Source organism: Paenibacillus sp. Leaf72, assembly GCF_001422685.1.
Taxonomy (GTDB): Bacteria; Bacillota; Bacilli; order Paenibacillales; family Paenibacillaceae; genus Pristimantibacillus.
Map to the genome: position 1 here is coordinate 1041577 of NZ_LMLV01000001.1, position 26314 is coordinate 1067890.

25 protein-coding genes are annotated in these 26314 nt (G+C 50.4%); 3 read left to right on the forward strand and 22 right to left on the reverse strand.

All coding sequences use genetic code 11. The features are described from left to right. The first annotated feature begins 165 nt into the window (after positions 1-165). On the forward strand, positions 166-1134 hold the full coding sequence (locus ASF12_RS04615) for an aldo/keto reductase (protein ID WP_056030160.1): 969 nt from the start codon (positions 166-168) through the stop codon (positions 1132-1134). Positions 1135-1217: 83 nt separating this feature from the next. Here the strand turns inward: ASF12_RS04615 and ASF12_RS04620 are convergent, their stop codons facing one another. From ASF12_RS04620 to nrdR, 6 genes are all read right to left on the reverse strand, one after another. Continuing rightward, complete coding sequence (locus tag ASF12_RS04620; RefSeq protein ID WP_235533041.1) at positions 1218-1700, reverse strand: DUF4261 domain-containing protein; 483 nt, start codon at positions 1698-1700, stop codon at positions 1218-1220. A gap of 182 nt (positions 1701-1882) precedes the next feature. Further along, positions 1883-2236, reverse strand: a complete 354-nt coding sequence (locus ASF12_RS04625; RefSeq protein WP_046230239.1) for a winged helix-turn-helix transcriptional regulator — start codon at positions 2234-2236, stop codon at positions 1883-1885. A 65-nt stretch (positions 2237-2301) separates the two neighbouring features. Further along, a complete protein-coding gene (gene hxlB, locus ASF12_RS04630; RefSeq protein WP_056030164.1) occupies positions 2302-2859 on the reverse strand; it encodes a 6-phospho-3-hexuloisomerase in 558 nt (185 codons plus the stop codon). Between the two features lie 5 nt (positions 2860-2864). Beyond that, positions 2865-3497, reverse strand: a complete 633-nt coding sequence (gene hxlA, locus ASF12_RS04635) for a 3-hexulose-6-phosphate synthase (RefSeq protein ID WP_056030167.1) — start codon at positions 3495-3497, stop codon at positions 2865-2867. Between the two features lie 144 nt (positions 3498-3641). Beyond that, entirely contained in the window at positions 3642-4088 is a 447-nt protein-coding gene (locus tag ASF12_RS04640) for a GNAT family N-acetyltransferase (protein WP_056030170.1), read from the reverse strand. Positions 4089-4264: 176 nt separating this feature from the next. Continuing rightward, a complete protein-coding gene (nrdR, locus tag ASF12_RS04645; protein ID WP_046230243.1) occupies positions 4265-4744 on the reverse strand; it encodes a transcriptional regulator NrdR in 480 nt (159 codons plus the stop codon). 110 nt (positions 4745-4854) lie between these two features. On the opposite strand from nrdR, the gene ASF12_RS04650 reads away from it, so the two are divergent. Continuing rightward, entirely contained in the window at positions 4855-5073 is a 219-nt protein-coding gene (locus ASF12_RS04650) for an alpha/beta-type small acid-soluble spore protein (protein ID WP_046230244.1), read from the forward strand. Between the two features lie 76 nt (positions 5074-5149). Here the strand turns inward: ASF12_RS04650 and ASF12_RS04655 are convergent, their stop codons facing one another. From ASF12_RS04655 to ASF12_RS04710, 11 genes are all read right to left on the reverse strand, one after another. Continuing rightward, on the reverse strand, positions 5150-5692 hold the full coding sequence (locus tag ASF12_RS04655) for a lytic transglycosylase domain-containing protein (RefSeq protein ID WP_327204894.1): 543 nt from the start codon (positions 5690-5692) through the stop codon (positions 5150-5152). 38 nt (positions 5693-5730) lie between these two features. Continuing rightward, on the reverse strand, positions 5731-6330 hold the full coding sequence (coaE, locus tag ASF12_RS04660) for a dephospho-CoA kinase (protein WP_056030176.1): 600 nt from the start codon (positions 6328-6330) through the stop codon (positions 5731-5733). 17 nt (positions 6331-6347) lie between these two features. Then, entirely contained in the window at positions 6348-7085 is a 738-nt protein-coding gene (locus ASF12_RS04665; protein ID WP_056030179.1) for an MntP/YtaF family protein, read from the reverse strand. 140 nt (positions 7086-7225) lie between these two features. Beyond that, a complete protein-coding gene (gene mutM / locus ASF12_RS04670) occupies positions 7226-8083 on the reverse strand; it encodes a DNA-formamidopyrimidine glycosylase (RefSeq protein ID WP_056030182.1) in 858 nt (285 codons plus the stop codon). Positions 8084-8131: 48 nt separating this feature from the next. Further along, positions 8132-10807 (reverse strand): DNA polymerase I, encoded by a 2676-nt coding sequence (polA, locus tag ASF12_RS04675; protein ID WP_056030185.1) that lies wholly within the window; start codon positions 10805-10807, stop codon positions 8132-8134. A 216-nt stretch (positions 10808-11023) separates the two neighbouring features. Next, on the reverse strand, positions 11024-12259 hold the full coding sequence (locus ASF12_RS04680; RefSeq protein WP_155972775.1) for an EAL domain-containing protein: 1236 nt from the start codon (positions 12257-12259) through the stop codon (positions 11024-11026). After that, positions 12210-13817, reverse strand: coding sequence for a GGDEF domain-containing protein (locus ASF12_RS04685; protein ID WP_056030191.1), 1608 nt, complete (start codon positions 13815-13817; stop codon positions 12210-12212). The genes ASF12_RS04680 and ASF12_RS04685 overlap by 50 nt, the downstream gene beginning before the upstream one ends. Before the next feature lie 254 nt (positions 13818-14071). Next, complete coding sequence (gene pstB, locus ASF12_RS04695; protein ID WP_056030197.1) at positions 14072-14830, reverse strand: phosphate ABC transporter ATP-binding protein PstB; 759 nt, start codon at positions 14828-14830, stop codon at positions 14072-14074. A gap of 14 nt (positions 14831-14844) precedes the next feature. Further along, a complete protein-coding gene (gene pstA, locus ASF12_RS04700) occupies positions 14845-15732 on the reverse strand; it encodes a phosphate ABC transporter permease PstA (protein ID WP_056030200.1) in 888 nt (295 codons plus the stop codon). Then, the gene (gene pstC / locus ASF12_RS04705; protein ID WP_056030203.1) at positions 15729-16652 is read right to left on the reverse strand and encodes a phosphate ABC transporter permease subunit PstC; all 924 of its coding nucleotides are present in this window, start codon (positions 16650-16652) and stop codon (positions 15729-15731) included. Before pstC ends, pstA begins: the two co-directional genes overlap by 4 nt. A 76-nt stretch (positions 16653-16728) precedes the next feature. Continuing rightward, a complete protein-coding gene (locus ASF12_RS04710) occupies positions 16729-17685 on the reverse strand; it encodes a phosphate ABC transporter substrate-binding protein (protein WP_056030206.1) in 957 nt (318 codons plus the stop codon). 167 nt (positions 17686-17852) lie between these two features. Between ASF12_RS04710 and ASF12_RS04715 the strand changes: the two genes are divergently transcribed. Next, positions 17853-18755 carry a LysR family transcriptional regulator gene (locus ASF12_RS04715; RefSeq protein WP_056030210.1) on the forward strand — a complete coding sequence of 301 codons (903 nt, stop codon included), beginning with the start codon at positions 17853-17855 and terminating at the stop codon, positions 18753-18755. 65 nt (positions 18756-18820) lie between these two features. Here the strand turns inward: ASF12_RS04715 and phoU are convergent, their stop codons facing one another. From phoU to ASF12_RS04740, 5 genes are all read right to left on the reverse strand, one after another. Beyond that, positions 18821-19480: a phosphate signaling complex protein PhoU gene (phoU, locus tag ASF12_RS04720; protein ID WP_056032815.1), complete on the reverse strand. Its 660-nt coding sequence runs from the start codon at positions 19478-19480 to the stop codon at positions 18821-18823. Between the two features lie 76 nt (positions 19481-19556). Next, complete coding sequence (gene pstB / locus ASF12_RS04725; RefSeq protein ID WP_056030213.1) at positions 19557-20312, reverse strand: phosphate ABC transporter ATP-binding protein PstB; 756 nt, start codon at positions 20310-20312, stop codon at positions 19557-19559. A 157-nt stretch (positions 20313-20469) separates the two neighbouring features. Then, entirely contained in the window at positions 20470-21687 is a 1218-nt protein-coding gene (locus ASF12_RS36280; RefSeq protein WP_056030216.1) for a methyl-accepting chemotaxis protein, read from the reverse strand. A gap of 194 nt (positions 21688-21881) precedes the next feature. Continuing rightward, a complete protein-coding gene (locus ASF12_RS04735; protein ID WP_056030219.1) occupies positions 21882-23993 on the reverse strand; it encodes a methyl-accepting chemotaxis protein in 2112 nt (703 codons plus the stop codon). 177 nt (positions 23994-24170) lie between these two features. Beyond that, a complete protein-coding gene (locus ASF12_RS04740) occupies positions 24171-26237 on the reverse strand; it encodes a beta-galactosidase (RefSeq protein ID WP_056030222.1) in 2067 nt (688 codons plus the stop codon). Positions 26238-26314 lie beyond the last annotated feature (77 nt).

The following is a 26314-nucleotide window of genomic DNA, read 5'->3' on the forward strand; positions in this document are numbered from 1 at the left end:
TAAAGCCTCCTAATTCTTCATACCTCGAATTATAACCCAATCCCACAAAAATTTGAACAATGTGTACTAATTGAACTTTTTTAGATTATTTAGTTTACTTTTTAGCTTTTCACGTGCTATTGTTATCTTCAAGAAATGTAGAAATAAAAAGGAGGCTTGAACACCATGGAAGCTTTGGCATTGGGTAGTCAAGGACTGCAAGTATCCCGTTTGGGATTAGGATGTATGGGAATGTCCGAATTTTATGGGGCAACGGATGAGTCAGAGTCTTTAAGCACGCTAAGTCACGCTCTGGAGTTAGGCATTACGTTTTTTGATACGGCGGATATTTACGGTTATGACGAGGACGGCATCGGTGCAAATGAAAAGCTGGTTGGCAAAGGGTTAAGGACGCATCGTCAAGCTGTGCAGATCGCAACGAAATTTGGCTCTTTACGCAATAAAACGCAGCATCTAGGCTACAATGGAACGCCGCAGTATGTGAAGCAAGCCTGTGAGGCTAGTTTGCATCGCTTGGGCACGGACTACATCGATCTGTATTACTTGCATAGAGCAGATCCTAATGTTCCGATTACAGAGACGGTTGGAGCCATGGCTGAGCTCGTGAAAGAAGGAAAAGTCCGCTATTTGGGCCTGTCAGAAGTAACCTCTCAACAATTGGCCGATGCTCACGCTGTCTTTCCCATTACAGCCGTTCAAACGGAATATTCCTTATGGTCCAGAGAGCCTGAACTGGGTATTTTGAATGCTTGCAGAGAATTAGGGGTCGGTTTTGTCCCCTACAGCCCGCTTGGAAGAGGATTTTTGACTGGCACTCTCTCAAGTCGAAGCCAACTGGCACAAGACGACTGGCGCATGTATAATCCCCGGTTTTCTGAAGAGGCATTCGAACAAAATAGGAAGATCGTCCAAGGGATACAGCTGCTCGCCCAGCAAAAAGGAGTGACTCCCGCCCAAATCGCACTGGCGTGGGTAACCGCGCAAGGAAACGATATCGTTCCGATTCCGGGCACAAAGCGTGTGAAATATTTGCAGCAAAATGTAGAGGCATTATCCATCCGCTTAACATCTGAAGAGCTATCCAGCTTGAATGAGCTTGCTCCTGTCGGCAGCACCTTTGGCAGCCGTTATTAAGCATGACAGGCTCATCATATTGAAAATGGATTAAACGCAAAGACGCCAGCCTTAACGGCTGGCGTCTTGTACAAGCTGCTGCATCAGTCTTTTCTGTCGTTGCTTCCCCCTTGCATACCGGCATAATAAGGCTCTCCCGGATCAAGGTCGAGGACGACGCGTCGTGGTGCGGCAAGAGCATATTGATGCTCACAGCGCCAGCGTATGTCCTCGGTTCCGCCGACCGTCTCTCCATCGTTGATAACATCCCCATTTTCAAATAAATAATAGGCGATATTCCCAAAATTTTGGGCTACCTCGTTAGGGTCTAAATCATAAAAGTGGCACTGCACATCCGGAATGCCGATTGCTGCAAGCCCTAGTGTATCCATTAACCATTCCTCGCGCTCGCTAGCTGTTCCTCCTACATTATAGAAGCGAAAATTCATCGCACCGTACAACAAATTACCTTGCTCCAACATATCCAAAAATACCTTCGACTCAACCAGCTTATCGCTCTCCTCTTCAAGAACCTGTTGCTCTTCCGGGCTTAGATCTTCAAACTGCTCATCCTCATGTGTAGTCAACCATTAGCCTCTCCTTATATTTAAATATAAATGCTAGATATCATTTTATTTTAATAGGAAACACAGCCATGAACAACTTCACCAATTATAGGTTCCGATTTCAAATCAAAAAAAAGGCCGAAGCCAGAAGCATCCTCTGCCCCTCACCCCAGCCTTCCTTAGCTATCAAGCTGCTATTGCCGCTATTTCCATACGACTTCCTCGCCGTAGTTTTTGCCCCAATCGTACATCATGCGCAGCACAGGCATCAGGCTTTCGCCGTAAGCCGTTAACGTATATTCCACTCGCGGCGGAACCTCCGCATACACTTTGCGCTCAACCAGTAAATCCTCCTCCAGCTCGCGGAGCTGATTCGTCAGCATTTTCTGGGTGATATGGGGAATCATTTTCTTCAGCTCACTGAAACGTTTCGTTCCTTCAAGACCAAGATGCCACAATATGATCAGCTTCCACTTGCCCCCAATGACGGCCAGCGTAAGCTCCTTCTCGCAGTTGATTTCACGTAAATTAATACGTTCCTTTAATTCCTGAGCCATATCCATTCCCCCTCCTTCCCAGTATACATGATGAAGCAGCTTCCAGCTATGCTGCGCGCCACCTGCTACTCCAGATTCGCGTGATTGCTGTACATGGTGTTGCCGCTAAGCCCTTTCTTCTCCATCAAGCTAAGAATAACCGCATCATAGAAAATTAGAAGGCCTTGTTCAAAAAGAGAAGCCATCGGCTGCACGGTCTGCTTGGCCCCATCCTGCTCTTCCTTCGCCGCAGCTTGCAGCGTTACGACGATATGCGCCGCACGTCCAAGCGCCGACTCTGGATTCGTCGTAATGACAGCCAGCTTGCCGCCGAGCGCCTCCGCCTTTTGTGCCATCGCAATGAGGCTGCTCGTCCCGCCTGAGCCCGAACCCAACACAAGTACATCGTCTTTGCCGAGTGCACGCGTCACCGTCTCGCCAGCCACATAAGCGTCAAAGCCCATATGCACGAGCCGCATTGCAAAAGCTTTGCCCATCAGGCCTGAGCGTCCAGCGCCTGAGACGAAAACACGCGGCGCGCGCATAATCGCATCAGCCAGCTCGCCTGCGGCTTCATCCGGAATGAGCTGCGTCAGCCGCTCCAGCTCCTGTACGATTTCTCCTGCAAGCTGACTAATACGCATCAGCTTTAGGCCTGTTTGATCCACTGCTGCATTTGCGATGCAGTTGCGGATTTATTTTCAACACCCGTAATTCCGCCGCCTACGATAACCAGATCAGGCTTTGCCGAAATAACCTCTTGCAGCGTATCGATTTTGATGCCGCCTGCGATTGCGGTTTTAGCTTGTTTTACAACACGCTTGATCGCTGCCAGCTCTTCGAAAGAGTTTTTGCCTTCTGCCTGGTGATCATAGCCGGAATGGACACAAATATAGTCTACCCCAAGCGCATCAATTTCTGCTGCACGGGCTTCAATATTTTTCACATTAATCATATCGACCATAATTTTGTTGCCCTGCTTGCGAGCTTCTTCAACCGCGCCCCTAATGGTGGAGTCGTCGGAAACACCAAGAACGGTAATAATGTCCGCACCCGCTTCGGAAGCCTTCATCACTTCATAGCCGCCAGCGTCCATAATTTTCAGATCGGCCAGCACTTTGAGGTTAGGGAAAGCTTCTTTAATCGCTTTTACCGCATGCAGACCCTCGTTGATAACGATAGGTGTTCCGATTTCAACGATGTCGATAAACGACTCAACCTCTTTGACCAAAACCTTTGCTTCCTCAATGTTCACCAAATCAAGCGCCAATTGCAATTCCATGTATACGCACACTCCTTCATCAAATGTTGGAAATTGTTAACCTTGCTACAGGTTTTAGTCTAGCCCCTTTCCGACATTTGAGGAAGTACGCACTTGAAAGTGGTGTAGTTACTTGAAGGATACTATTGCGGTTTATCAGGCTTTCTAGACAATTGTATAGTTCACCCAGCTGCCTTGAACCGCATCCATTTTAGCGAAAAATTGTTGGGCCCGCTTATTTTGCGGAGCTGTTATCCAGAACATATGAGCAAAGCCTTGCTCCTGTGTGTACGTTCTGCATGTCAAAAATAGCGCTTCCTCCACTTCCGTATCCCGATACGGCTCCAGCAGAAAAAAGTCATTCATTAGCGTAATCCGCGCTGTCTTCATTGTACTAATCGTAAAATATAAAGTAGCAAAGCCAATCAGCTGCTGCTCCTTCTCTACGACAAACTGGATACCGCCCTGCTTTTCCAGCAGCTGCTCAATTAATTGATGAATTTCTGGTGTGCCCGGCCAAGGATTTTGATAGAAGCCTACGATATAGTCGTGCATTAATTCGGTCAAGCTGCCGATATCCTTCTTTTCCGCCAGCCTAATTTTGAATGACATATAAAAAAACCTCCCTTTCAACAATGAATAATTATACACTTAACTGTTTTAATATTCAACTCACTATTGTTTAAGGCGTTCTAACGCAAAAAAACAAAAAAACAAAAAAACAACGCCTGGAGCGGCGCTGTTTTCTCCAATCTATTCATACCGCTGCTTCGGAAGCAGCATTAGATTTAATCCTTCATTCCATTGGGTGAGCTGTCCTTCGACAGCAGACTGCTAAGCTCCTTCATGAACATATCGATGTCCTTGAACTGCCGATAAACAGAAGCAAAACGGACATAAGCTACTTCATCTACTGGATACAGCTGTCCCATCACCAGTTCGCCAATGACACGGCTCTCCACCTCGGCGTGTGCAGTTGTGCGCAGCTCCTTCTCTACCTCAGAAACGACAACCTCCAGCCTTTCAGCGGGCACGGGGCGCTTCTCGCAAGCACGGATTAAACCACGCAAAATTTTATCACGGCTGAACTCTTCACGGCTGCCATCCTTCTTGATGACAACGAGCGGCGTTTCCTCAATCATCTCGAACGTCGTGAAGCGGCTTTTGCATTTCTCACATTCCCGGCGGCGGCGAATGGACTTGTTCTCGTTAGCGGGACGCGAGTCCAGCACCTTCGTTCCGGAGTAGTCGCAATATGGACACTTCATTCTCTTTTCCTCCCTTCTAAGCTATCCCTAAAAATTACCAAACAATCCCTGTAATGAAGTTCGGATTTTCGCACATAATACTTTTACCAACCGCGAGGAGGTGAACACACATGAGCGCAAACCGCAGCAGCAACCAACTGGTTGTACCACAAGCGACAGCAGCACTCGACCAAATGAAATTCGAGGTTGCTCAAGAGCTTGGAATCGCGATTCCACAAGACGGTTACTACGGTAACATGGCTACAAAGGACGCTGGTTCCATCGGAGGGTACATTACCCGCCGTCTGGTACAAATCGCTGAGCAATCCCTTGCAGGGGGCTCCCATTAATAAATAGCTCTTGTAATAACAGACAGCTTTGGCTGCTTAAGTCCTGAAGTGACGAGCAGCCAAAGCTTCTTCCTGTTTACGGCTCAAGTTCCGGGTACAAGTCTTTGTACTTATTATAATACTTCACAACCTTTTGTACATAATCGCGTGTTTCTTTATATGGAATTTTAGCGGCTTCTTCGAACGTGCCGTCCCATTCCCCCGAATCGAGCCATTGCCGGACTTTACCTGGTCCTGCATTGTAGGCAGCAATGACAACGATATTATTTTCATCAAATTGTTTGTGCAGCGAAGCCAGATACCATACCCCCAGCTCGATGCTCACATCAGCACGATTGCGCAGCGTCTCCTCTGTCACCTGCTCGAAGCCTGCCTTCTCGACAATCCAATTGGCGGTGGTCGGCATAATTTGCATCAGTCCGAGCGCACCTTTCTTCGAAACTTTGCCCGTCTGGAAATTCGTCTCCGCTTTAATAATGGCCGCCACCAGATGGGGATCAACCTGATAGCTAATGGCACTTGCCCGAATATCGGCCTTATAATCAATAGGATAGAGCTTCTTGAGCATCCATGCGGGCTGAGCGACAATAATGACAACTATGATAATAAATAATAGCAAAAACAGCCTTCTACGAGCGACCTTTCTTCTCTTGGCCCTCAGCATGTATGACCCATGCTCTGCCAAAACGCCTGAACCTGCTCCCTCGTCTGCGTCAGCGTTCCACTGTTGTCGATGACCCAATTAGCTCTGCGCTTCTTCTCTTCCATGCTCAGTTGCAGCCCCATGCGCCGCCTTGCTTCCTGCTCATCTACGTTGTTGCGCGCCATCAGGCGCTCCAACTGGATATGCTCTGGCACATACACAACAAGCACGCCTTCATATAAATGGTCCTGCTCCGTCTCATACAGCAGCGGAATATCAGCAACGACCAGCTTGCCTGGATGCTGCCGTTCATAGTCAGCCATTCGCTGCTGCATCGTAGACCGAATAGCCGGATGCAAAATCGCCTCAAGCTGCCCCAGCTGCGCTTTATTATTAAATACGATTTGGCCGAGCGCTGCCCGATCAAGTGTACCGTCTTTATGTAACACAGCTTGTCCAAACGCAGAGGCGACCGCCGCTAGAGCGGGCTCCCCTGGCAAAACAACTTCCCTTGCTACCTGATCGGCATCCACCAGCAGCGCTCCAAGCTCCACTAATAGGTGGGCAACGGTGCTTTTTCCAGTAGCAATGCCGCCGGTTAATCCGATCCTCATGCCCTTCCACCTCATCTTTACAGCAGCTTTGATATTCCAATCATAATAAGCAAAATGCCTGGCAGTACCGCCAGCGCCTGCATGCCCTTCCAATGCGAGAAGCGAAAGCCGAAGCTGATGCCCCCTAGCAAAAATAGGGCGCTAGCCGCAGCAATCACAATCGCTGTCAGCAAAGCAGGCAAACCAATCATCGCGGCCCCGATTCCTGCGCCGAAAGCATCGAGCGATAGCGCTACGCCGAGCATAATCGCCTCGGAGGCGGAAATCGTGCCCGACTTATCAACGTCAGCAGCCTGCGGTGTCCGTAAAATCTGAATGACAAGCCCAATGCGTTTCAGCTCAACAATCACAACGAGCACCGGATGGCTTGCCTCCGCAGCGTTTGTTTCTACTGCCGCCAGATCGGAACGATCCTCTGAAACCGGGCCGCTAGCACCAGAAGCGGCAGACGCATTTTCCACATCCACCTTCTTGCTTTCATGGCGATTTCGCCGCAGCTGAAGCAGCGCCCAACAGCCAATACCCATCAGCACGATGGCGCCAATCAAGCTTGCCGAGCCTGGCGACAAATAATTGGCGATAACGCTGCCTAGCTTCATAGACAATAAAATGATCAGGCCTGAACAGCACGCGATAATCAGCACGGACAGCAACGGGATGCGAATGCGGCGCAAACCATACGTAATGCCAACACCGAAGCCGTCCACGCTCACAGCAAAAGCGAGCACGATCAACGAAACCAGATGCAAAGCCAACCCTCGTCACTCCCTGCATACGCAGGTGCCCCGATTTCACCCTACAGGGCATCTGCCTATTGTTCTTCACAACAGCATATGCAGATGCATGCCTAGGGTGAATGACTACATCATGGAGGGCTTGGCTTTAGTTATCGCGATTAGCCGGCGCTTTGCTCGCCTGCTTGCTCCGGCGCCTTCTGGCAGCTAGGGCAAATATGCGTGCCTCTGCCTCCAACAACAAACTTTTCAATGGCTACTCCGCAAACCGGGCACGGCTCGTCCTTTCGGCCATAAACGAGCAGCTGATGCTGGAACATGCCCATCTCGCCTTGCCCATTTACATAGGATTTGATCGATGAGCCGCCCGCTTCCACCGCTTTGCCAAGCGTCGAACAGATTGCTGCATGCAGCTTATCCCATTCTCCGGCAGTAAGCGAGCTGGCGCTCCGCTCAGGATGGATACCCGCTTGAAACAGTGCCTCATCTACATAAATATTGCCCAACCCGACCACATATTCCTGATTGAGCAGCAGCGGCTTGATTTTCGTAGAGCGCCTTGCCAGCTTGGCATGCAACACATCGCGAGTAAATGCAGGCTCAAGCGGCTCGAGGCCCAGCTTATTCAGCGGCGGCAGCTCAAACTCCGTGCCCGGCGTGAACAAGTGCATCGTGCCAAACTGCCTGACATCTTTATATCTTAAATCCGTTCCATCCTCAAAATGGAACAAGACATGCGTATGAAGCTCGATGGGCTCATCGCTTTGAAATAATCCATAGCGGCCTTCCATGCGCAAATGCGATACGAGCACAAGCCCGTCCATGACGATACGCAAAAACTTTCCGCGCCGCTCGACCGTCTCGATTGTCATGCCGACGAGCGCATCCTCAAATTGCTCCGGCACAGCCGGACGCTGAATAATGCGGGGCAGCCGCACCGTAACCGATTTAATCTTTTTTCCTGCAACAAGCTCAATTAATGTTCGTCTAACCGTTTCTACCTCTGGAAGTTCCGGCATTGCATCTCACCTCAACGTCTATTATACCTGATTTCCGCTCCCAGCGGGTTATTTCGCTTCATACCAGTTCGCTCCAAAACTGACGTCCGCCTTAAGCGGAACATCGAGCTTGATGGCGGATTCCATCACTTCAGGAAGAAGTTTCTTCATCTGTTCCAGCTCATCCTCTGGCACCTCAAATACCAATTCATCGTGTACTTGGAGCAGCATGCGGCTTTTGAGCTTCAGCTCGTGCAGCTTCTTATTCATATGCACCATCGCCAGCTTAATAATGTCCGCTGCTGTGCCTTGGATCGGCGAATTCATTGCGGTGCGCTCTGCGAAAGAGCGTTTATTGAAATTCGAATGATTAATATCCGGCAAATACCGCCTGCGATCGAGCAAAGTCGTCACATAGCCTTGCTTCGCCGCCTCGACTTTAATCCGATCCATAAACGACTTCACGCCTTTGAAGACGCCGAGATATTGCTCAATAAACCGACCGGCTTCATTTCGCGTAATGTTCAGGTTGTTGGACAGCCCAAAGTCGCTGATGCCATACACAATGCCGAAATTGACCGCCTTCGCCGAGCGGCGCATATTGGAATCCACCTGATCCTCGGTTACGCCAAATACGTCCATCGCCGTTTTTGTATGAATGTCCATGTCCTGAATGAACGCTTCCTTCATATTCTCATCGCCGGAAATATGGGCGAGCACGCGCAGCTCAATTTGCGAATAGTCTGCTGCGAGAATGGTCCAGCCAGGCTCGGACGGAACGAATGCTTTGCGGATTTTGCGGCCCTCTTCCAGACGGATCGGAATGTTTTGCAAATTCGGGAATTGGCTGCTCAGACGGCCTGTTGCCGCTATCGTCTGGCGGAAATACGTATGGATTTTGCCTGTCTGCTCGCGAATCTCCTTGAGCAGCCCTTCCACATAGGTGGATTGCAGCTTCGCCAGCGTCCGGTAATGCAAAATCAGCGGAACAATTTCACTGTATGGCGCCAGCTCCTCGAGTACCTCGGCATCTGTCGAGTAGCCCGTTTTCGTCTTTTTCCTCGCGGGCAAGCCCAGCTTCTCGAACAGCACCTCGCCCAATTGCTTCGGCGAATTCAAATTAAATTCCATACCCGCCTGCTTGTAAATTTCCGTCACCAGCGTCGTAAGCTGACGCTCCAATTCGCTGCCAAGCATCTCCAGCTCCGCCTTCTCGACGCTGATGCCCTGATGCTCCATCCCCGCCAATATAACGGAGAGCGGCAGCTCCAGCTCTTCATACAAGCTGAGCATGCCTGTTTCCTTCAGCTCGTCGCGCTGCAAAGGCGCCACTCTGCGCACCGCATCGGCTTTCGTTGCCAGATGCTGATACAGCACGGCCGCAGCTGGTACTTTAAGCTTCGCTCCTTTGCCGTATACCGACTCATCGCTAGGCACAGCTGGCTGTTCGTAGCGATGGGTAATGCCGGAGAGCAAAAGGCTCGATTCCGTCGGATCAATCACATAAGCAGCCAACTGGACATCAAAGCTCACGCCGCTCAGCGTGATGCCCGCCCACTTCAAAGCCAGCTCCACTTTATGCGTATCAAAGCCGACCTTCTTCTTGCTAGGATCAGCGAGCCAGCTCCGCAGCGGCTCTGCGAAAGCTTCCTTCAGCGCGGCGAAAGGCAGCGCATATGCCGCTTCGGCGTTTGCCAGCGCCAGCCCGACCAGCTCAGCCTGATGCGGATTTTCGCCTATCGCTTCCACATATAGACCGAAGCCGCTGTCATCTGCTTCAAGCGCCTTCATCAGCTCATCGAGCTTCGGCGCATCCGCAGCCGACTCTATCGCAATCAGGTTCAGCTCGGCCGCTTCGCCTGCTGAACCGCTTCCTTCGCCGCTCAGTCCGAGCCGTTCCTGAACGGATCGGAATTCCAGCCGGCGCAGCACATCCGCAAGCGCGGGCCCATTAAAGCCGCTGTAGCGAATCGCCTCCGGCTCCTGCTCCGGCGCAAGCGGCACCTCGCGGTGAATCGTCGCGAGCTTCTTGCTCATCACCGCATCCTCTTTATGCTGCTCGACCTTTTCCTTCATCTTGCCCTTCAAGCTCGCTGTATTCGCCAGCACTTCTTCAACCGTGCCGAATTCATGCAGCATCTTGAGCGCTGTTTTCTCGCCAACACCCGGAATGCCCGGAATATTGTCGGAGGCATCGCCCATCAGCCCTTTTAAATCAATGATTTGATTCGGCGTCAGTCCGTATTTCTCCTTAATTTCAGCCGGAGAATATCGCTCCTGCTCGCTCACCCCTTTGCGCGTCAGCGCTACGGTCACATGCTCCGATACGAGCTGGAGCATATCCTTGTCGCCCGTGACGACAAGCGTCTCGACCTTCTGCTCGTCCGCAAGCCGGGTGAGCGTGCCAATAATATCGTCCGCTTCAAACCCGTTCAGCTCAAACTGCGCAATTTGAAAAGCCTGCAGCAGCTCCTTGAGCACCGGAAACTGTTCCGACAGCTCCGGTGGCGTTTTTTCCCGTCCGCCTTTATATTCTGCATATCCTTCATGGCGAAAGGTTGCCTTCCCTGCATCAAATGCAACGAGCACATGCGTCGGCTTCTCGTCTTCCAGCAGCTTAAGCAGCATCGTTGTAAAGCCATATATCGCATTCGTATGTAAACCAGCCGAATTCGTAAGCGGAGGCATTGCAAAAAATGCCCGGTACGCAATACTATTGCCATCTAACAACATCCATTTATCCATTATTGACACCTCATTTATCGGTTCTAATGGTTATCATACCATAACTGCAAATGCCTTTGCTTCCTTCTCGCGCTGGGCAGCCAACATTCCTGAAAACCCGCTTCCGCAGCTAGCATTAGCAAGGCTGCCGTCCACTTCATACATGGCCCATTTCGCGAAAAAAAGCTCTCTCCAAGCTCCATATGGATCGCTCAGAAACAGCTTTTCTCATCCCGGCTATCGCCGCTGGACCAGACCGGCAATCTCGCCCGGGCGCCCTAGCAAATAGCCTTGGGCATAATGCACGCCCATTGCCTTTACTTTGTCCAGCTCCTCTTGATGCTCAATGCCTTCGGCGATAATGCCAATCGCCATTTTGTCGGCCAGCTGGACAAGCGTATGCACAATATGCTCCTTCATCTCGTGCTCATGAATGCCCATAATGAGGGAGCGGTCTACTTTTATATAATCCGGCTTCAGCTCAATAATAGCCTGCAGCGACGAATATCCTGCGCCTACATCGTCGATTGCGATTTGAAAGCCTTGACGGCGATACTGCGCAAGTGTAGCAAGCACGGAGCCATAATCCTGAATAGCCGAACGCTCCGTAATTTCAAAGACGATATGATGGGGCGACAAGCCTCGCTGCTCCATCATTTTGGCGAGCCTGTCGGGGTAAAAGCTTCCTTCATTTAGCAATTGCGCCGTCATATTTAGAAACAGCTTCTGATGCGGCTGAAGGCCGGTGATGCCCTCCACTGCCTGCTCGCGCGCCGTCTGATCCAGCCGTGCAACCTCTCCCGACTCTTCTGCGAAGGCAAACAAGTCGAGCGGACTGGAAAACCATTTATTTTTAGGGAACCGCGTGAGTGCCTCATATCCGAATGCTGCCCGCTCGCTGCCGATTTCCTGTAGCGACATAATCGGCTGATAGACCGGAATGAGCAGCTTGCCGCGAATTAGGCCGTTCAAATATTGAAGCCGCATGGCGCGTGTTAAAGCTTCCTTCTGCTGCCCATATAATAGCGCTCGCTTAGAAGCTTCATACAGGCGGGAGACTGGGCTTCCGGTATCGCCGCGCTCTACCAAACCTACGCCTGCATGCAGGCGCATATCCGGCATGGCTCCAAGCTCGGCGCCACTGAACCCCCGCTCGGCTTCCTCCTGCCATTTGCCTGCGGCTTGCAGCAAATTTCCCTGCAGCTCCTGCTGCTGCAAATCCGGCAAAGCCATTACAATATACAAATCTTCGCCCATCCAAAACTTGTCCCGTACGTGGGCAGCTGTCTCCGGGTTCGCATAAATCATTAACTCTATGTATAGCTTCCATCTCTTCATAAATGAGGGGGGCAGCTGCTCAAAGGTTCCTGCCGACTGTTTACTGTGCCAGGATAAATAGATAACGCCAATATTTTCCGGCTTTTCATCCACTATAAGGTTGCTTCGCTGCACTATCGCTTGATGATGTCCCACGTCTCACTTCGATCCCCTCTGTAGCATTGCGTTCTTGTGTGCAGGAGGTCATATCTTCCATGACATACACACTGCCTTTCTGCATCTTGGCACGCTTCTTGAGCTTCGCTGTTAAAGTGGATATGTGACTTGGCGCCGTCCCGCCGGAAGCAAGCATTAAAGATAGGGACAAAGTAACCCCCTCCTGCTCCACCGTGTTGCCGTGACGATCCTCCACCATGCTGACCTCCACTCCACCGTAATACCTTTTTACCCCGCCGTCAAAACGTTCAATCAACCTGCTGCAAATTTTTTCAGCATAAGAGGCTTCCGTCACCATAATGAAATCATCACCGCCAATATGCCCGATAAAGTCGCTTGCCAGCCCATATTCTTCCTTGATGCCAACTAGCGTATCCGCCAAAAAACGAATGAGCGCATCGCCTTGGCTAAACCCAAAGCAATCATTAAACCATTTGAAATAATCCAAGTCCGCATAAATAACGGCGAACGGCTTGTCGCCACTGCTTCTGCGAGCCAGCTCCAGCTGGATGCCCTCATTGCCGGGCAGACCCGTCAGCGGGTTGGCCGATCTTGCCGCCTCCATCCGCAGCGTCGTAATGCGCTCCAAAATATCGCGAACCGTCGTTGCGCCAAGCAGCTGGCCTCGCGCCGTAATAATAACGACATCATATAAATGGGAAATATCCCGCGCCATCGCCAGCTGAGATACATGCTCAATCGGCATGTCCGCATCCACGATTAATGGCGATGCATTCATAATTTTCTCAACAGGACGAGTGGAATAAAGCGGCAGCCCATATTTCCCAGCTAACAGCTCATGCAGCTTTTGCTTCATCAGCAGGCCGACGGGGCGTCCCTCCTCCTGCAGAATCACGCATTGCTCCTTGCCGTTCATATTGAAAAAATCGGCAACTTCCGTCACGCGCGCCTGCGCTGAAAAGACGGGAAACGGCGCTGCCTGCTCGCCAATGCTCATGCCTGGGGCCGCATAATAAGCGATCGCCGCTTCTTCCGGTTCAAGCGCAACCGCTATCTCCTGCCGACTTTGCCTTTCTTCAAGCGCCAATGCCGCCGTTGTTTCCAGCTGCCTATCTGGACCCGGGCTCTTGGCCGCTTCCACTGCCTGCTTGCTTGAAACCCGCATGCTGCTCATTTCCGCTCGCCGCCAAGCTTCCCTAAGCGCTTTCCATGCGGCTTGCTCAGCCGCTTCATGGCTCTGCCCCGCAGGCGGATATGCGATTACATGGCCTATAATAACGCTCTGCTCCCGGCTTGCGAGCGTATACAGCTCCGCTGCGCTGTCATTCATCGCCTGCTCAGCTCCAAGCCTCGAGCCATTGCAGCCGAGCATAATGTAATACTCCTGTCCAAAGCTGCGCTTCCAGATCAGCTTGAACGGCTTCAGCCTCCGCTCCCATGTCCGCAGCCATGATTCGGGCAAGGCTCGTTCCTCCGTAAGCCGTATATATATGACGCCAATCCCCCCAAGCCGCCAGCTTTCTCTCATCACTTGGAGCAGTTCTATATGGATCAGACCAATTGCCATCTCGTCCATGCCAGGTCTCCCTTTAGTCTTGGTTGTTCTGCTTCTACATTACCAGCCAAATGTGAGCAGAGTAACATATTCATGTAAATTATCTGTAAAGCACAAGACTTTTGCCCTAGCTGCCGCAAGCAGGCTTGAGTGCTACACCTACTTTTTAGCATATAAAAAAACAACTCCATACCGGCTTGCTTAGCAGGCAGAAGTTGTTGCTGGGGCATACAGGGTTTCCTTATGGCTATGCTGGAAGCATGCGCGCAAGGGGATCACCCGAAACGACCGGAAATATAGTCGCTCGTTTCTTTTTTGCTGGGATTCGTAAACATTTTCTCTGTATTTTCGAATTCCACCAGCTCGCCGGACAGGAAAAACGCCGTTTTGGCCGAAATCCGCGCCGCTTGATGCATATTGTGCGTGACAATCACGATGCAGTAGTCCTGCTTCAGCTCCGTGATCAGTTCCTCTACTTTAGAGGTCGAAATAGGATCGAGCGCCGAAGCAGGCTCATCCATCAAAATAATGTCCGGCTTAACCGCAATGGAGCGGGCAATACACAGCCGCTGCTGCTGTCCGCCAGACAACCTAAGCGCCGACGTATGCAAGCGGTCCTTCGTCTCTTCCCAAAGCGCCGCTTTGCGGAGCGATTCCTCCACCAGCTCATCGAGCTCACTTTTATTTTTGATGCCATGGTAACGAGGGCCAAAAGCAATATTTTCATAAATCGACTTGTGAAAAGGGTTCGGCCGCTGCCATACCATGCCGATGCGTCTGCGCAGCAGCACCACATCGGTTTTCGGATTGTTGATATCCTCATCGCCAATCCAAATCTCACCGGTCATTTTGGCATTCGGAATCAAATCGTTCATCCGGTTCAGCGTCCGCAAAAACGTCGATTTCCCGCAGCCGGACGGCCCGATGAGCGCTGTAACCTGTTTATTTTCAAAATCGATCGATACATTTTTAACAGCCTTATTGCTGCCATAATAAACGCTTAAATCGCGTACGGATATGCCATTTTCAGCCATATGCTGCCATCCTCCTATTTCGTAGCGGTAAACTTGCGGTACATGAAGCGGCCGAGCCAGCGTGCGAGCAAATTAAACAGCAGCACCGTGATGACCAGTACAGCCGAAGCTCCAGCAGCAATTTCCGCAGCATCGGGAGCTAGCCCCTCAGAATTGATTTTCCAAATATGAACCGCAAGCGTTTCAGCCGGACGCAAAGGGTTAAGCGGAGATACCGGACTAAATGGGTTCCAATCCGAAAAATCGAGTCTAGGCGAGCTCATGCCTGCCGTAAAGAGCAGCGCCGCCGCTTCGCCAAATACGCGGCCTGCAGCCAAAATCGTGCCCGATACAATAATCGGCAAAGCGATGGGCAGCATCGTTGACGTAATCGTCTTCCACTTCGTCAAGCCCAGCGCCAGACTCGCTTCCTTCTGCTCTCTTGGCACGCTTTTGAGGCCCTGCTCCGTAATCCGCACCATGAGTGGCAGGTTGAATACGGTCAGCGCAAGCGCACCCGCCAGCAAGGAAAAACCAAGACCGAAATAATTGACAAGCATAAGTAAGCCGAACAAACCTACAATAATGGAAGGAAACGAAGATAGTACCTCAACGACAAGTCGGATAAAATCAGTCAGCTTGCTCGGCTTCGCATATTCACTCATATAGATGCCTGCGCCAATCCCAATCGGAACGGTGATGATCATCGTAAGCACGAGCAGGAACAAGGAGTTGAACAACTGCGGCCCAATGCCTCCGCCCTCTCTGAACGATTCAGGAGCCGAGGTCAGGAAGCTGAAGCTAATATGGCCTAGCCCGCGCACAAGAATGAAGCCGAGCAAGCCGATCAGCAGCAGCACGATGAATGCAGCTACGCAAATAATGACGGCTGTGGCAATTTTATCTACTGTTTTTGGTTTCATAGTTTAGACCTGCCTTCCAGCCAGCGTACGATAAATACGAACACGAATGTCATGAGCATCAAAATCATCGCAAGCGACCACAAAGCATTGTTATGCGTTGAGCCGGCAGCAGTGTTGCCCATGCTGAGCGTTATAGCGCTTGTCAGCGTCGAAGCCGACTCAAACAGGGAGCGCGGCACAAAGGGCGCGTTGCCGATAACCATCTGTACAGCCAGCGCCTCGCCGAATGCCCGGGCAATACCGAGCACGACACCCGTCATGAGCGCGGGAAGCGTAGTCGGAATAACGACGCGATAAATCGTTTGCCAGCGTGTGGCACCGAGTGCGTACGAGCCTTCCTTAAGCCCAGCAGGCAAGGATGCTAAAGCATCTGTCGCAACCGTCGTCATCGTTGGCAAAATCATAATGGACAATACAAGGGCGCCCGCAGCTACACCTAAACCTTGTCCAGGAAAAATATCACGGAATAAAGGCACGATGACGCTAAGACCGATAAAACCGTATACAACGGATGGAATGCCCGCCAGCAGCTCAATAACCGGCTGCAAAAATTTACGTCCGAATTTCGGCGTAATTTCAATCATAAAGATCGATGCGCAAATGCTAAGTGGCGCAGCAAGCAGCGCGGCAAGCAGCGACGTGCTGAAGGAGCCGAAGATGAACGGGAATGCGCCGAAGGATGGGGGAGATCCTTCCGGACTCCATTTTAAACCGCCTAACAGCTCAAATACGTTTACATGATCTTTAAAAAAGGTGCTTAGTCCGCGGGAAGCGACAAAATACACCATGGCAATAATCGTCGCAACCAAAAACAGAACACATAAGGTTGTATATACTTTACCGACCCATTCTTCAACAAAATGGTTATTGCCCGCGGTACGGCCATTGCCCGCCGTTTTTTTCGGTATCGTCTGCGCCATAATAATCTCCTCTATACAGCCAGAAAGAGGCAGATTGCGAATCCGCCTCTTGTGCTGGCCTATGAATGATTAGCTATTACTTCTTAGTGATGTTGCCGTCAAGATCGCGAACGACTTGCATTTGGCTAGTTGGGATGTAACCCAGCTCAACAACCAAGCCTTTTTCGTTTTGGATTTCTTCGCTCATCATGTATTCCAGGAAAGCTTTTGCTGCTGCATCAGGCTCGCCTTTTGTATACATGTGCTCGTAAGCCCATACTGGATACGTGCCGTTGGCTACGTTTTCTACGTTAGCTGCTACGCCGTCATAGCTTACTGTTTTGATGGAATCATCAAGGTAAGAAAGAGCAAGGTAACCGATAGCGCCTGGTGTTTCACCGATAATTTTCTTAACGGTACCGGACGAATCCTCTTGGATCGAGCCTTGAAGATCTTCGGATTTCTGGCCAAGTGCATATTTCTCAAAAGTAGCGCGAGTACCGGAGCTTGCTGGACGGTTTACGATTACGATTGCTGCATCATCTCCGCCAAGGTCTTTCCAGTTCGTTACTTTGCCTGTGAAAATATCAATCAGCTGTTGTTTCGTCAGGTTGTCTACTTTTACATCCTTGTTTACAACTGCTGCCATAGCGACTACTGCCACTTGGTGGTCAACCAATTCTTTTGCTTTATCTGCATCCAGCTTCTCTTCTGCATAAACGTCGGAGTTGCCGATATTTGCTTGTCCTTCGGATACTTGCGTCAGGCCTGTACCGCTGCCGCCGCCTTGTACTTGAATCGTAACGCCGCTGTTTTTCTCCATAAACATTTTCGATGCTTGGTCAACCAATGGTTGCAGGGCAGAGGATCCAGTTGCAAGAAGCGAGCCTGTTAAACCAGATGCTTCTGCTGACGGTTCAGCGGAGGGCTCTGTGGATGGGCTGCTTGAGCTTGTTGTGTTGCCAGCTGTTGTACCTCCATTGTTTGCTTGGCCGCATGCAGCCAGTGTAAATGTCAGTACCATTGCCATAATCAACATCAAAGACTTCTTCATTTCTTATTTTCCCCTCTCAATACCTTGTTTGCTTCACAAGACCTATTGTAGATCGGGGGCATTAACCTAATGTTTTCTGTTTGTAAAATTATCAATTAAATCTCATAGATTTTTTCTATGAATGTGGATATGATATAGATAAAATGAAAGATTTCAGGAGGCAGCTCATGAGTTTGTTAAAAATGAAGTTAATGGTCCTCATCGATCGCTATAAACAGATCACGGCGGTGGCCAATGCCTTGCAAATCAAACAGCCTACCGTCAGCTTTCATATGAAGAAAATGGAGGAGGAATGGGGCGTCAAGCTGTTCGAGATGCGAACGGGGAAAGTGCTCCTCACTCGCAATGGAAAGCTGCTGCTTCATTATGCGTCGCAAATCGACCAATTATATAGCGAGGCGGAGTCGAGACTTGGCGCCATTCATGCGGCAGAGAAAAATCGTTTTGTAATCGGCTGTACGACCAGTACCGCCGCTTACCTCACAAACAGTACCGCAATGGGAAAGCTGCGGACCCTTTCCGAAAGCCATGCCGCTATTATGTCCATCGCCGTTCATGATGAGGAGGAGCTTTATCAGAAGCTGCATCTGGGAACGGTTGACTTTATTATGTATGGGGAAGGAAAACAGCAGGTTGATGGCGGCGAATTCCGCTATCAGACGATTGGCGCCTCGCCGCTCCGGGTTATGATTCCTCAGCAGCATCCTTTATATGCTTGGTCAGAAGAAATTTCATTGGACTCCCAGCTCGAGAAATATGAGTTTGCCGAGCTTGCTGACAGCTCCGTCGCACAGCGTATACATGAATGGAGCCGCAAGCACCAGTATTCCTTAACCTCGCATGCGTCCTTCGGATCGGTGGAGCTGCTTATAAATGCCGCCGCAGCCTGCGGTGACCTTGCTATATTGCCCGAATGCTTACTGCCGCAAGCGGCTAAGCTAGATGAGCTTGGATTACAGCTTGCCGCCCTTGACAGTGAGGCAGCCCGGTGGCCGATGATCGCCAGCTGGCGCAGCCAGCACTGGGATCAAGCTTTTATGCAGCAGGTGCTGGATAGAATCAGCTTATAAATTAAGAAAAGGCTCCATTTCCACAGCAGCGTGGAGACGGAACCTTTTTTCACTAGGTTATGAGGCTAAACGTTCAAATCTGGTCTTGTGCCTGTCACAATGTAGACGACGCTCTCCCCGATGTTGGTGGCGTGGTCGCCGAAGCGCTCCAGGTAACGGCCAACAAAGCTAAGCAGCGAGGATTGCGTAATGTTACGGGGATTTTCCATCATTAGCGAGTAAAGCTCACGGGTAATTTGCCCGTACAGCGCATCGACCTGATCGTCATCCTTGGCCATTTTGTAAGCGAGGTCGACATTTTCTTGAATGAAGGATTGGATGGATTCCGTTGTCATCATTTGTACAATTTCGGCCATGCGCGGAAGATCGATGAGCGGCTTGATCAGCTCCTGCCCTTCCATGCGCAATACGACCTTGGCAATATCAACCGCCAGATCGCCCATCCGCTCCAAATCGCTGGCAATGCGGAAGGAAGATAAAATCCGGCGCAAGTCCTTCGCTACCGGCTGCTGCGTCGCAATGAGCTTTGCCCCAAGCTCTGTTACTTTCTCCTCCAGTTGATTGAGCGAAGGATCAGCAGCAATAACCTGCTGCGCGCGCGCCACATCAACGGCTTTTAGAGCTTCGATGGATTCGACCAAAGCATTTTCAACAAAATTCCCCATCTCAATTACAAAATTATGCAGCTGCTCGAGGCCGAGGTCGAACTCCTTGCGTGTTGTCATCATTTTAAATTTCCTCCCAAATGATCAATCTTTACATGGAAAACGCATGAGCCCGCTTATTTGGCATTAGCCAAATTTAGCCGAAGCGTCCGGAAATATAATCTTCCGTGCGCTGGTCGGACGGATTAGAAAACAGCTTTTCCGTATCCGCATATTCAACGACTTCGCCGTTCAGGAAAAATACCGTTTGGTTGGACACCCTAGCCGCCTGATGCATATTGTGAGTGACCATTACAATCGTATATTTATCCTTCAGCTCCTGGGTCAGCTCTTCGATTTTTAAGGTGGAAATCGGATCTAGCGCCGAAGTCGCTTCATCCATCAGCAAAATATCCGGATTTACCGCAATCGCTCTGGCGATACAAAGCCTTTGCTGCTGACCGCCCGATAAGCCCAGTGCCGAGCGCTTCAGGGAATCCTTCACTTCGCCCCACAGCACCGCAGATTTCAAGCTCGTTTCTACAATTTCATCAAGCTCTTTTTTGTTTGTAATGCCGTGCAGACGCGGACCATAAGCCACATTATCATAAATCGACTTCGGAAAAGGATTCGGCTGCTGGAACACCATGCCGATTTTACGGCGCAGCGCTTCTACCTCTACCTCGCTAGAATAAATATTTTGCTGGTCAATGATAATGCTGCCTTCGATCCTCGTTCCTTGAATCATGTCATTCATCCGGTTAAGCGTCCGCAGCAAGGTCGATTTGCCACAGCCGGAAGGCCCGATAAAGGCGGTAATCGCCTTAGCCGGAATCGTAAGCGATACGTTCTTCAGTGCGTGGAACGCCCCGTAATAAAGATTCAGCTTGTCTATGTTAATTAGCGCTTCCAAACGTTCTCCTCCTTATTGCTTTCCATTGCCCGTTTTCCCCTTATTTATGGTTTGTATGTGATTCATGCCGCAACTAGTCTGTTCCGTTCTATATGTTACAGACTGTTTGTAAATCTTATATTGCATTTATGTTAACGTAGTGTTAAAAGTAGACGTTTTATGAAAGAGTGCTCTTTTGCAGGCTGCTCATTTCCTGTGCGACGTGCTGCACTTGCAAATAAGCCTGCTCGGACAATGCCCCGATTTGCCCGGCATTGCCGCGATTTTCAGCCGCCGCATGAAACAGGCTATTGAATGCGCCTTCTACCTCATGCACATGCGCTTCGCTAGACGCCGTCTCCAATCTGCCGTTTTTCGCCAGCTGCGCCGTTTGTTCAATTTCCTGGATAATCGTTTGAATAAGCGATGTAATCGTACCCGCTGATGTTTTCGTCTGGTTCGCCAGCTTCATCACTTCGCCAGCCACGATTGCAAAGCCTCGCCCATGCTCGCCAGCCCGCGCTGCTTCAATCGAAGCATTGATCGCCAGCAAATTGCTTTGTTCTGCCAGCTCCTTAATCAGCCCTGACACCTTGCTAATCGAGCCAGCTTCCGCCTGCAAGGCACGCATTCGCTCCTCCTGAAGCTGGGAGTTGGCCGCGATGGAAGCGAATGCCTTCGTTACGTTATCCAGCTCGTTTTTCCCCTTCAGCGTCAAATCGACCATCACGACCGAAAGCTCCTCGCCTTCCTCCGTGGAGCCGCGCACGCTTTGAATCGCTGATTCGATCTCCTTTACTCGCTCTTCCGCAGATCGAATCGTCCGACGCTGGGCCAGCTCCGCTTCTTCCTGCAGCCTTTTGGAAAGCTTCAGCAAATCGGCAACCGTCAAGACGCCGGTGAACTTGTCTGCATCCGTTACAAGCACGCAATCATAGAGTACTTTCTCCTGACGATTAAGCGCCCGCTCAATGAGATGGTCCGGGGCACTTTCGTAGTCAATAATAAGCGGAGTTGCATCCATCATGACGGTTATCGGCTTTTCATAATATAAATCGGCACTAAAACGATGGCCCAACTTTAGAAAAAAACGATTCCGCATCATGAGTCCCTTCACTCGATCGGCAGCGTCGCAAACGACCACACATTCCGATTCGGGATGCTGCTTGAAGACCGCTATCGTCTCTTTGCAGGTCCGCTCCTCCCGCACAATCGGCGCCTGACGAATAAAATCGGCAAGCCGAGCAGCCTGATGCGACGGAGCGTCTGTCTGCTCTCCCCAACCGGCAGCCTCCGCAGTTAAGACGTTTTCTGCTTGCTGCTCTGGATGCCAGGCTTCTAATTCGTCCATTTCCAGCTTCATATCCATCGGATACGCTAGCTCAGCAGTCGTCATTGGTCATCATCCTTCCGTAATTCCTTCTTCCTTCACTATAGGTCTTTAGCATCAACGGAAATACTTTGCTATGTTAACGCAATGTCAAATTAGACCAAGCCCGCTTCTCGGAAATTCCACTTTAAGGAAAAGGAACAAAAAAACCGCTATTCACGCTGCTGAATGAGCAGGCGAATAGCGGTTTTTAGAGAAAATTAAATTTTAAACTGCGACAATTTTTCCAGCAGCTCCTGAACCATATGGTCCAGTGACTCGGCCGCCGCCGATATTTGCTGCATCGATGCCAGCTGCTCCTCGGAGGCCGCTGCGACATTATGGGAATTGGATGCCGTGTCGCCCGCTATAACCGCCATTTGTTCAACGCTTGCGGTCATTTGCTGCGAGCTTGCATTCATTTGGCCAGCCACCGCTGAAACCTCTTGAATTTGGCTGCTTACTGCGCTCATTTCATTCATAATCGCATTGAACAGCTCGCCGCTTCCCTCTACCGTTTGCGCGCCGCTCGCCACTTCTTTGGAGCCTCTTTGCATCGTTTGCGCCACATGATCCGTATCGCTGCGGATGCCATCCACAAGCTGTGATACTTGATCCGCTGCCTGCTTCGTCTGCTCCGCCAGCTTGCGCACCTCTTGCGCTACTATGGCAAAGCCCCGGCCATGCTCGCCTACCCGCGCAGCCTCAATGCCGGCATTCAGCGCAAGCAGATTCGTTTGTACGCTGATTGCTGTAATCAGGCCCGTCATTTGTCCGATTTGGGTCGAGCGTTCATTAAGCCGTTCAATCGCTGCTTCCGTCTCCGACACCGAATGCTGGATTTGGCCCATTTGACGGACGGCTTCCTGCATCAATTGATAACCATCCGCTGTCTGCAGCGCGACCCCATTCGCTGAGGAGGCTACTTGATCGCTCGATTCAGCTATGCGCTGAACATGGCTGGACATCGCATACATCGCTTCTGCGGTGCCGCCGGCATGCTGATTTTGCGTCTCGGCATCCATCGCTACTGTCTGAATCGATTCGGCTATCGTCTCTGACGCTTTGCTCGTCTGATCGGCGCTAGCTGTCAACTGCTCCGACGTTTCACTTACGGCTAACCCGAGATTCGTTACGAGCTGGAACATGCCCCGCAGCTTCTCCGTCATCCTATTAAAGGAAGCAGCCATCTGGCCTAGCTCATCCTGCTGTTTAATGGCAATCGTCTGGGTAAGATCGCCCTCGGCCATTTTTTCAAGTCCTATATTAAACAAGTTCAGCTTGCGAATAACCATAAAGCGGATCAGGAGAGAAATAATAACACCCAATAAAATCATCGAAGAACAGGCAATTACCAGCGATGTCGTGCGACTGGCATTAAAATCTTCAAATATCGCTGCTTTAGGAACAACGCTCTGGCTATACCAGAATTGATTGCTTCCCGGCAGCGCTATCGGCTCAAACAGCCGCATGACTTCGTCGCCATTCGAATCCGCCGTGTAGCCCGAATAACGCGTACCGCTCATCACATCATCCAGAAGCGCCTGCTTCCCTTCATTATCCCCGAAAGCCTCATTCAGTGCTGCCGAATCATTCGGATTAGCCAAATAATTGCCTTTTTCACTAATCAGGGATACATAACCGCCCATTGGCGAATATTCGGCTGCTGCCTTCTGGAAGCTCTCAATGGATAAGTCTGCTCCGACTATCCCGAGGAAGCTGCCACTTTGATCCAATATGGGAACAACAATTGATGTAATAAGCGTCTGCTGACCGGCTACATTATAAAAATAAGGATCAACGTAAGTTACTTTTTTTGATTGCTTGGGCAGCAAATAATAGTCTCCCGCCCCTTCCACCGTATAATCCGAAAGCGGATTGATTGCCGTCCCACTGCCGTTACGGAAAACATAAGGAATAAAACGGCCTGTTTTATCATCGTATGTCGAGTAATTACTATTGGCCTCGTCTTCTTGGTCAAAAGCATCCGGCTCCCACAACGTATAATACGCCAGCACACGTGGATCATTTTCGACCATGGTTTGCAGCATTTCAACGACCTTTTGACGCGATAGCTGCTTTTCACTTCGCGTTTCCTTTAGGACAAGCATCAGATTTTCCAATTTGGATTCGGTTGCCGTAAGCTCACGCTGTACCGACATCACAAAATCAGTTCCGGCCAACTGCGCTTCCTGCTCGCCTTTCGTCACAGCAAGCGACTCCAGTTGATTAATATTCAGCACATTCATTACAGTAAAAATGACAAGCAAGCAAATGACTACACAGGATACCAATTTAACCGTCAAAGATAAATGCAGCTGCTTCCTTCTCATGCTACCCACTCCTCCATACAAAACAACATGAATCGTTAATCGACAATATGCCTATATTTGATTATAGGTATTTAGAACCATATTCAACGTTTCTCATATTTTAAAATTCAATAAAGCGTATTCCAGCACAAAAGAACCGCGAACGAGGTTCGCGGCTCTCTCATCATTTTGAAACGATTAACGAGATTTACGTTTTAAAATCCGAACATCATACGCAGCAAGTGTGAGTGCAGACTCCGCTTGACCACCATTCAAAACATCCTCATAGGAATGGCTATCGAGCACTACCTGCTGCTCTTGCGGCGTGAAGTTGGATACGAATACATAGTCCGACTCCCCATCGCCACGCAGCTGCGCAGTCACGCCTTCAGGCAGCTCGGTATCGAGCACTTTGCGAATGCCCTCCTGCTCCACAAGCGTCTTGAAGAAATCTGTGAAAAATGGTTCTTTGTTGCGGGAAGCTACATAATACGCTTTCCCCTTGCCCAAGCGGTTCACCGTCAATGCCGGACGGCCAGCATAGAAATCTTCTCCGTATACGGCTAGTGCCTCTGCTCCTTCAAGGTGAATAAGGTCGCACAGCTCATGCGCTTCGTACTCGCCGGACAAGCCCAGTGCATTACCTTCCGTCATGACTACGCGATTCGTCTCGCCGTCATGAAGGGAATCAATTTCCTCCGACCAGATGCCGAGCGTTTTGCGAAGCGGCCCTGGGAAGCCCGTCAGGAAGCATAGATCGCTTTCGTTCACGATGCCGGTCCAGTAAGTCGCAATAAACGTGCCGCCATTTTCAACAAACTTCTCAATAGCCTCGCCCACACCTGGACGTACCATGTACAGCATAGGAGCGATCACGATTTTATAAGAGTCCAATGCGCATTCGGAATCGATAATATCGACCGGAATACCTAGCTCCCAGAACGGACGGTAATGCTTGCGCGCCGTCTCCTCGTAATGAATGCCGCAGTTGCGCGGGCCTTGGGAGTCTTTGACCGCCCAGCGGTTTTCCCAATCGTAAATGATCGCGACTTCCGGCTTAACCGATGTTCCTACGACTCCCCCAAGCTGTGTAAGCGCATGGCCTACATCCGTTACATCTTTAAATACGCGGGTATGCTCATGTCCGACATGGTCAACGACCGAGCCATGCAGCTTCTCGCTGGAGCCGCGGCTTTTGCGCCATTGGAAATATTGCACCGTATCCGAGCCATGGGCAACGGCCTGCATGGAAGAAAGCAAATGCATGCCCGGCTTCTTCAGCTTGCTGACCGGCTGCCAGTTCGTCATGCTTGGCGTGCTTTCCATCAGCATAAATGGCTTGCCGCCTTTGAGCGAGCGGAAAATGTCATGGTTGAAGCCGATCCAAGCCGCCAGCTCGCTATCGCTCTCCAGGCTGTGCCAAGTCGGATAAGCATCCCACGAAATCATATCGAGCATATCTGCAAATTTCCAATAATTAAGCCCTTCAAAGTCGAGCATAAAATTAGTTGTAATTGGCAGCTCCGGGTTGATTGCGCGAAGCGGCTCCATTTCCTTGCGGCAGAAGTCCACCGTCTGGTCCGTAACAAAACGCATCCAGTCCACATTCATGCCGTGAACCGCCCGTTCTCCGCGCCGCGTTGGCGTATCGACTTGGCTCCAATCGGTATACGTATGACTCCAGAACGTCGTCCACCAAGCATCATTCAATGCCTCAAGTGTGCCATAACGCTGCTGCAGCCAGCCGCGGAACGCCTCTGCGCACAGGTCGCAATGGCATTCGCCGCCGAACTCATTGGAAATATGCCAGCCAATAACAGCCGGATGGCTCGAATAACGCTCAGCAAGCTTCGTATTCATAATTTGCACTTTCTCGCGGTAGACCGGAGAGGAGAAGCAGTGATTATGACGTGCGCCATGCAGATTGCGAATGCCATTCTCATCTACACGGAGCACTTCCGGGTATTTGGACGACATCCATGCCGGTCTCGCTCCGCTCGGCGTTGCAAGCAGTGCATAAATGCCGTTGGCCGCAAAGCGGTCGAGCAATTGATCCATCCACTCAAAAGTGAAGACGCCTTCCTCTGGCTCCAGCGCAACCCAGCCAAAAATGCCAACCGACATGACATTGCTGTGCGACAATTTCATTAAACGAATATCTTCCTCTAAAATATGAGGATATTTAAGCCACTGGTCCGGATTATAATCCGCGCCATGAAGCATTTGGGGAATTTTCGAGCTGATTGGTGGAAATTTGCTGCTCATCTGTGTAACCTCCTGTAATAGCGGCATTCGTTTGACGAACGCTCATTCTTTAACTATATTCATATTATATATTTCGT

What these genes read in the sequence shown, in the direction of transcription:
- ASF12_RS04615 (WP_056030160.1), top strand. Translation starts at nt 166, where the DNA reads ATGGAAGCTTTGGCATTGGGTAGTCAAGGACTGCAAGTATCCCGTTTG.
- ASF12_RS04625 (WP_046230239.1), bottom strand. Translation starts at nt 2,236, where the DNA reads ATGGCTCAGGAATTAAAGGAACGTATTAATTTACGTGAAATCAACTGC.
- hxlB (WP_056030164.1), bottom strand. Translation starts at nt 2,859, where the DNA reads ATGCGTATTAGTCAGCTTGCAGGAGAAATCGTACAGGAGCTGGAGCGG.
- hxlA (WP_056030167.1), bottom strand. Translation starts at nt 3,497, where the DNA reads ATGGAATTGCAATTGGCGCTTGATTTGGTGAACATTGAGGAAGCAAAG.
- ASF12_RS04640 (WP_056030170.1), bottom strand. Translation starts at nt 4,088, where the DNA reads ATGTCATTCAAAATTAGGCTGGCGGAAAAGAAGGATATCGGCAGCTTG.
- nrdR (WP_046230243.1), bottom strand. Translation starts at nt 4,744, where the DNA reads ATGAAGTGTCCATATTGCGACTACTCCGGAACGAAGGTGCTGGACTCG.
- ASF12_RS04650 (WP_046230244.1), top strand. Translation starts at nt 4,855, where the DNA reads ATGAGCGCAAACCGCAGCAGCAACCAACTGGTTGTACCACAAGCGACA.
- coaE (WP_056030176.1), bottom strand. Translation starts at nt 6,330, where the DNA reads ATGAGGATCGGATTAACCGGCGGCATTGCTACTGGAAAAAGCACCGTT.
- mutM (WP_056030182.1), bottom strand. Translation starts at nt 8,083, where the DNA reads ATGCCGGAACTTCCAGAGGTAGAAACGGTTAGACGAACATTAATTGAG.
- polA (WP_056030185.1), bottom strand. Translation starts at nt 10,807, where the DNA reads ATGGATAAATGGATGTTGTTAGATGGCAATAGTATTGCGTACCGGGCA.
- ASF12_RS04685 (WP_056030191.1), bottom strand. Translation starts at nt 13,817, where the DNA reads ATGGACGAGATGGCAATTGGTCTGATCCATATAGAACTGCTCCAAGTG.
- pstB (WP_056030197.1), bottom strand. Translation starts at nt 14,830, where the DNA reads ATGGCTGAAAATGGCATATCCGTACGCGATTTAAGCGTTTATTATGGC.
- pstA (WP_056030200.1), bottom strand. Translation starts at nt 15,732, where the DNA reads ATGAAACCAAAAACAGTAGATAAAATTGCCACAGCCGTCATTATTTGC.
- pstC (WP_056030203.1), bottom strand. Translation starts at nt 16,652, where the DNA reads ATGGCGCAGACGATACCGAAAAAAACGGCGGGCAATGGCCGTACCGCG.
- ASF12_RS04710 (WP_056030206.1), bottom strand. Translation starts at nt 17,685, where the DNA reads ATGAAGAAGTCTTTGATGTTGATTATGGCAATGGTACTGACATTTACA.
- ASF12_RS04715 (WP_056030210.1), top strand. Translation starts at nt 17,853, where the DNA reads ATGAGTTTGTTAAAAATGAAGTTAATGGTCCTCATCGATCGCTATAAA.
- phoU (WP_056032815.1), bottom strand. Translation starts at nt 19,480, where the DNA reads ATGACAACACGCAAGGAGTTCGACCTCGGCCTCGAGCAGCTGCATAAT.
- ASF12_RS36280 (WP_056030216.1), bottom strand. Translation starts at nt 21,687, where the DNA reads ATGACGACTGCTGAGCTAGCGTATCCGATGGATATGAAGCTGGAAATG.
- ASF12_RS04735 (WP_056030219.1), bottom strand. Translation starts at nt 23,993, where the DNA reads ATGAGAAGGAAGCAGCTGCATTTATCTTTGACGGTTAAATTGGTATCC.
- ASF12_RS04740 (WP_056030222.1), bottom strand. Translation starts at nt 26,237, where the DNA reads ATGAGCAGCAAATTTCCACCAATCAGCTCGAAAATTCCCCAAATGCTT.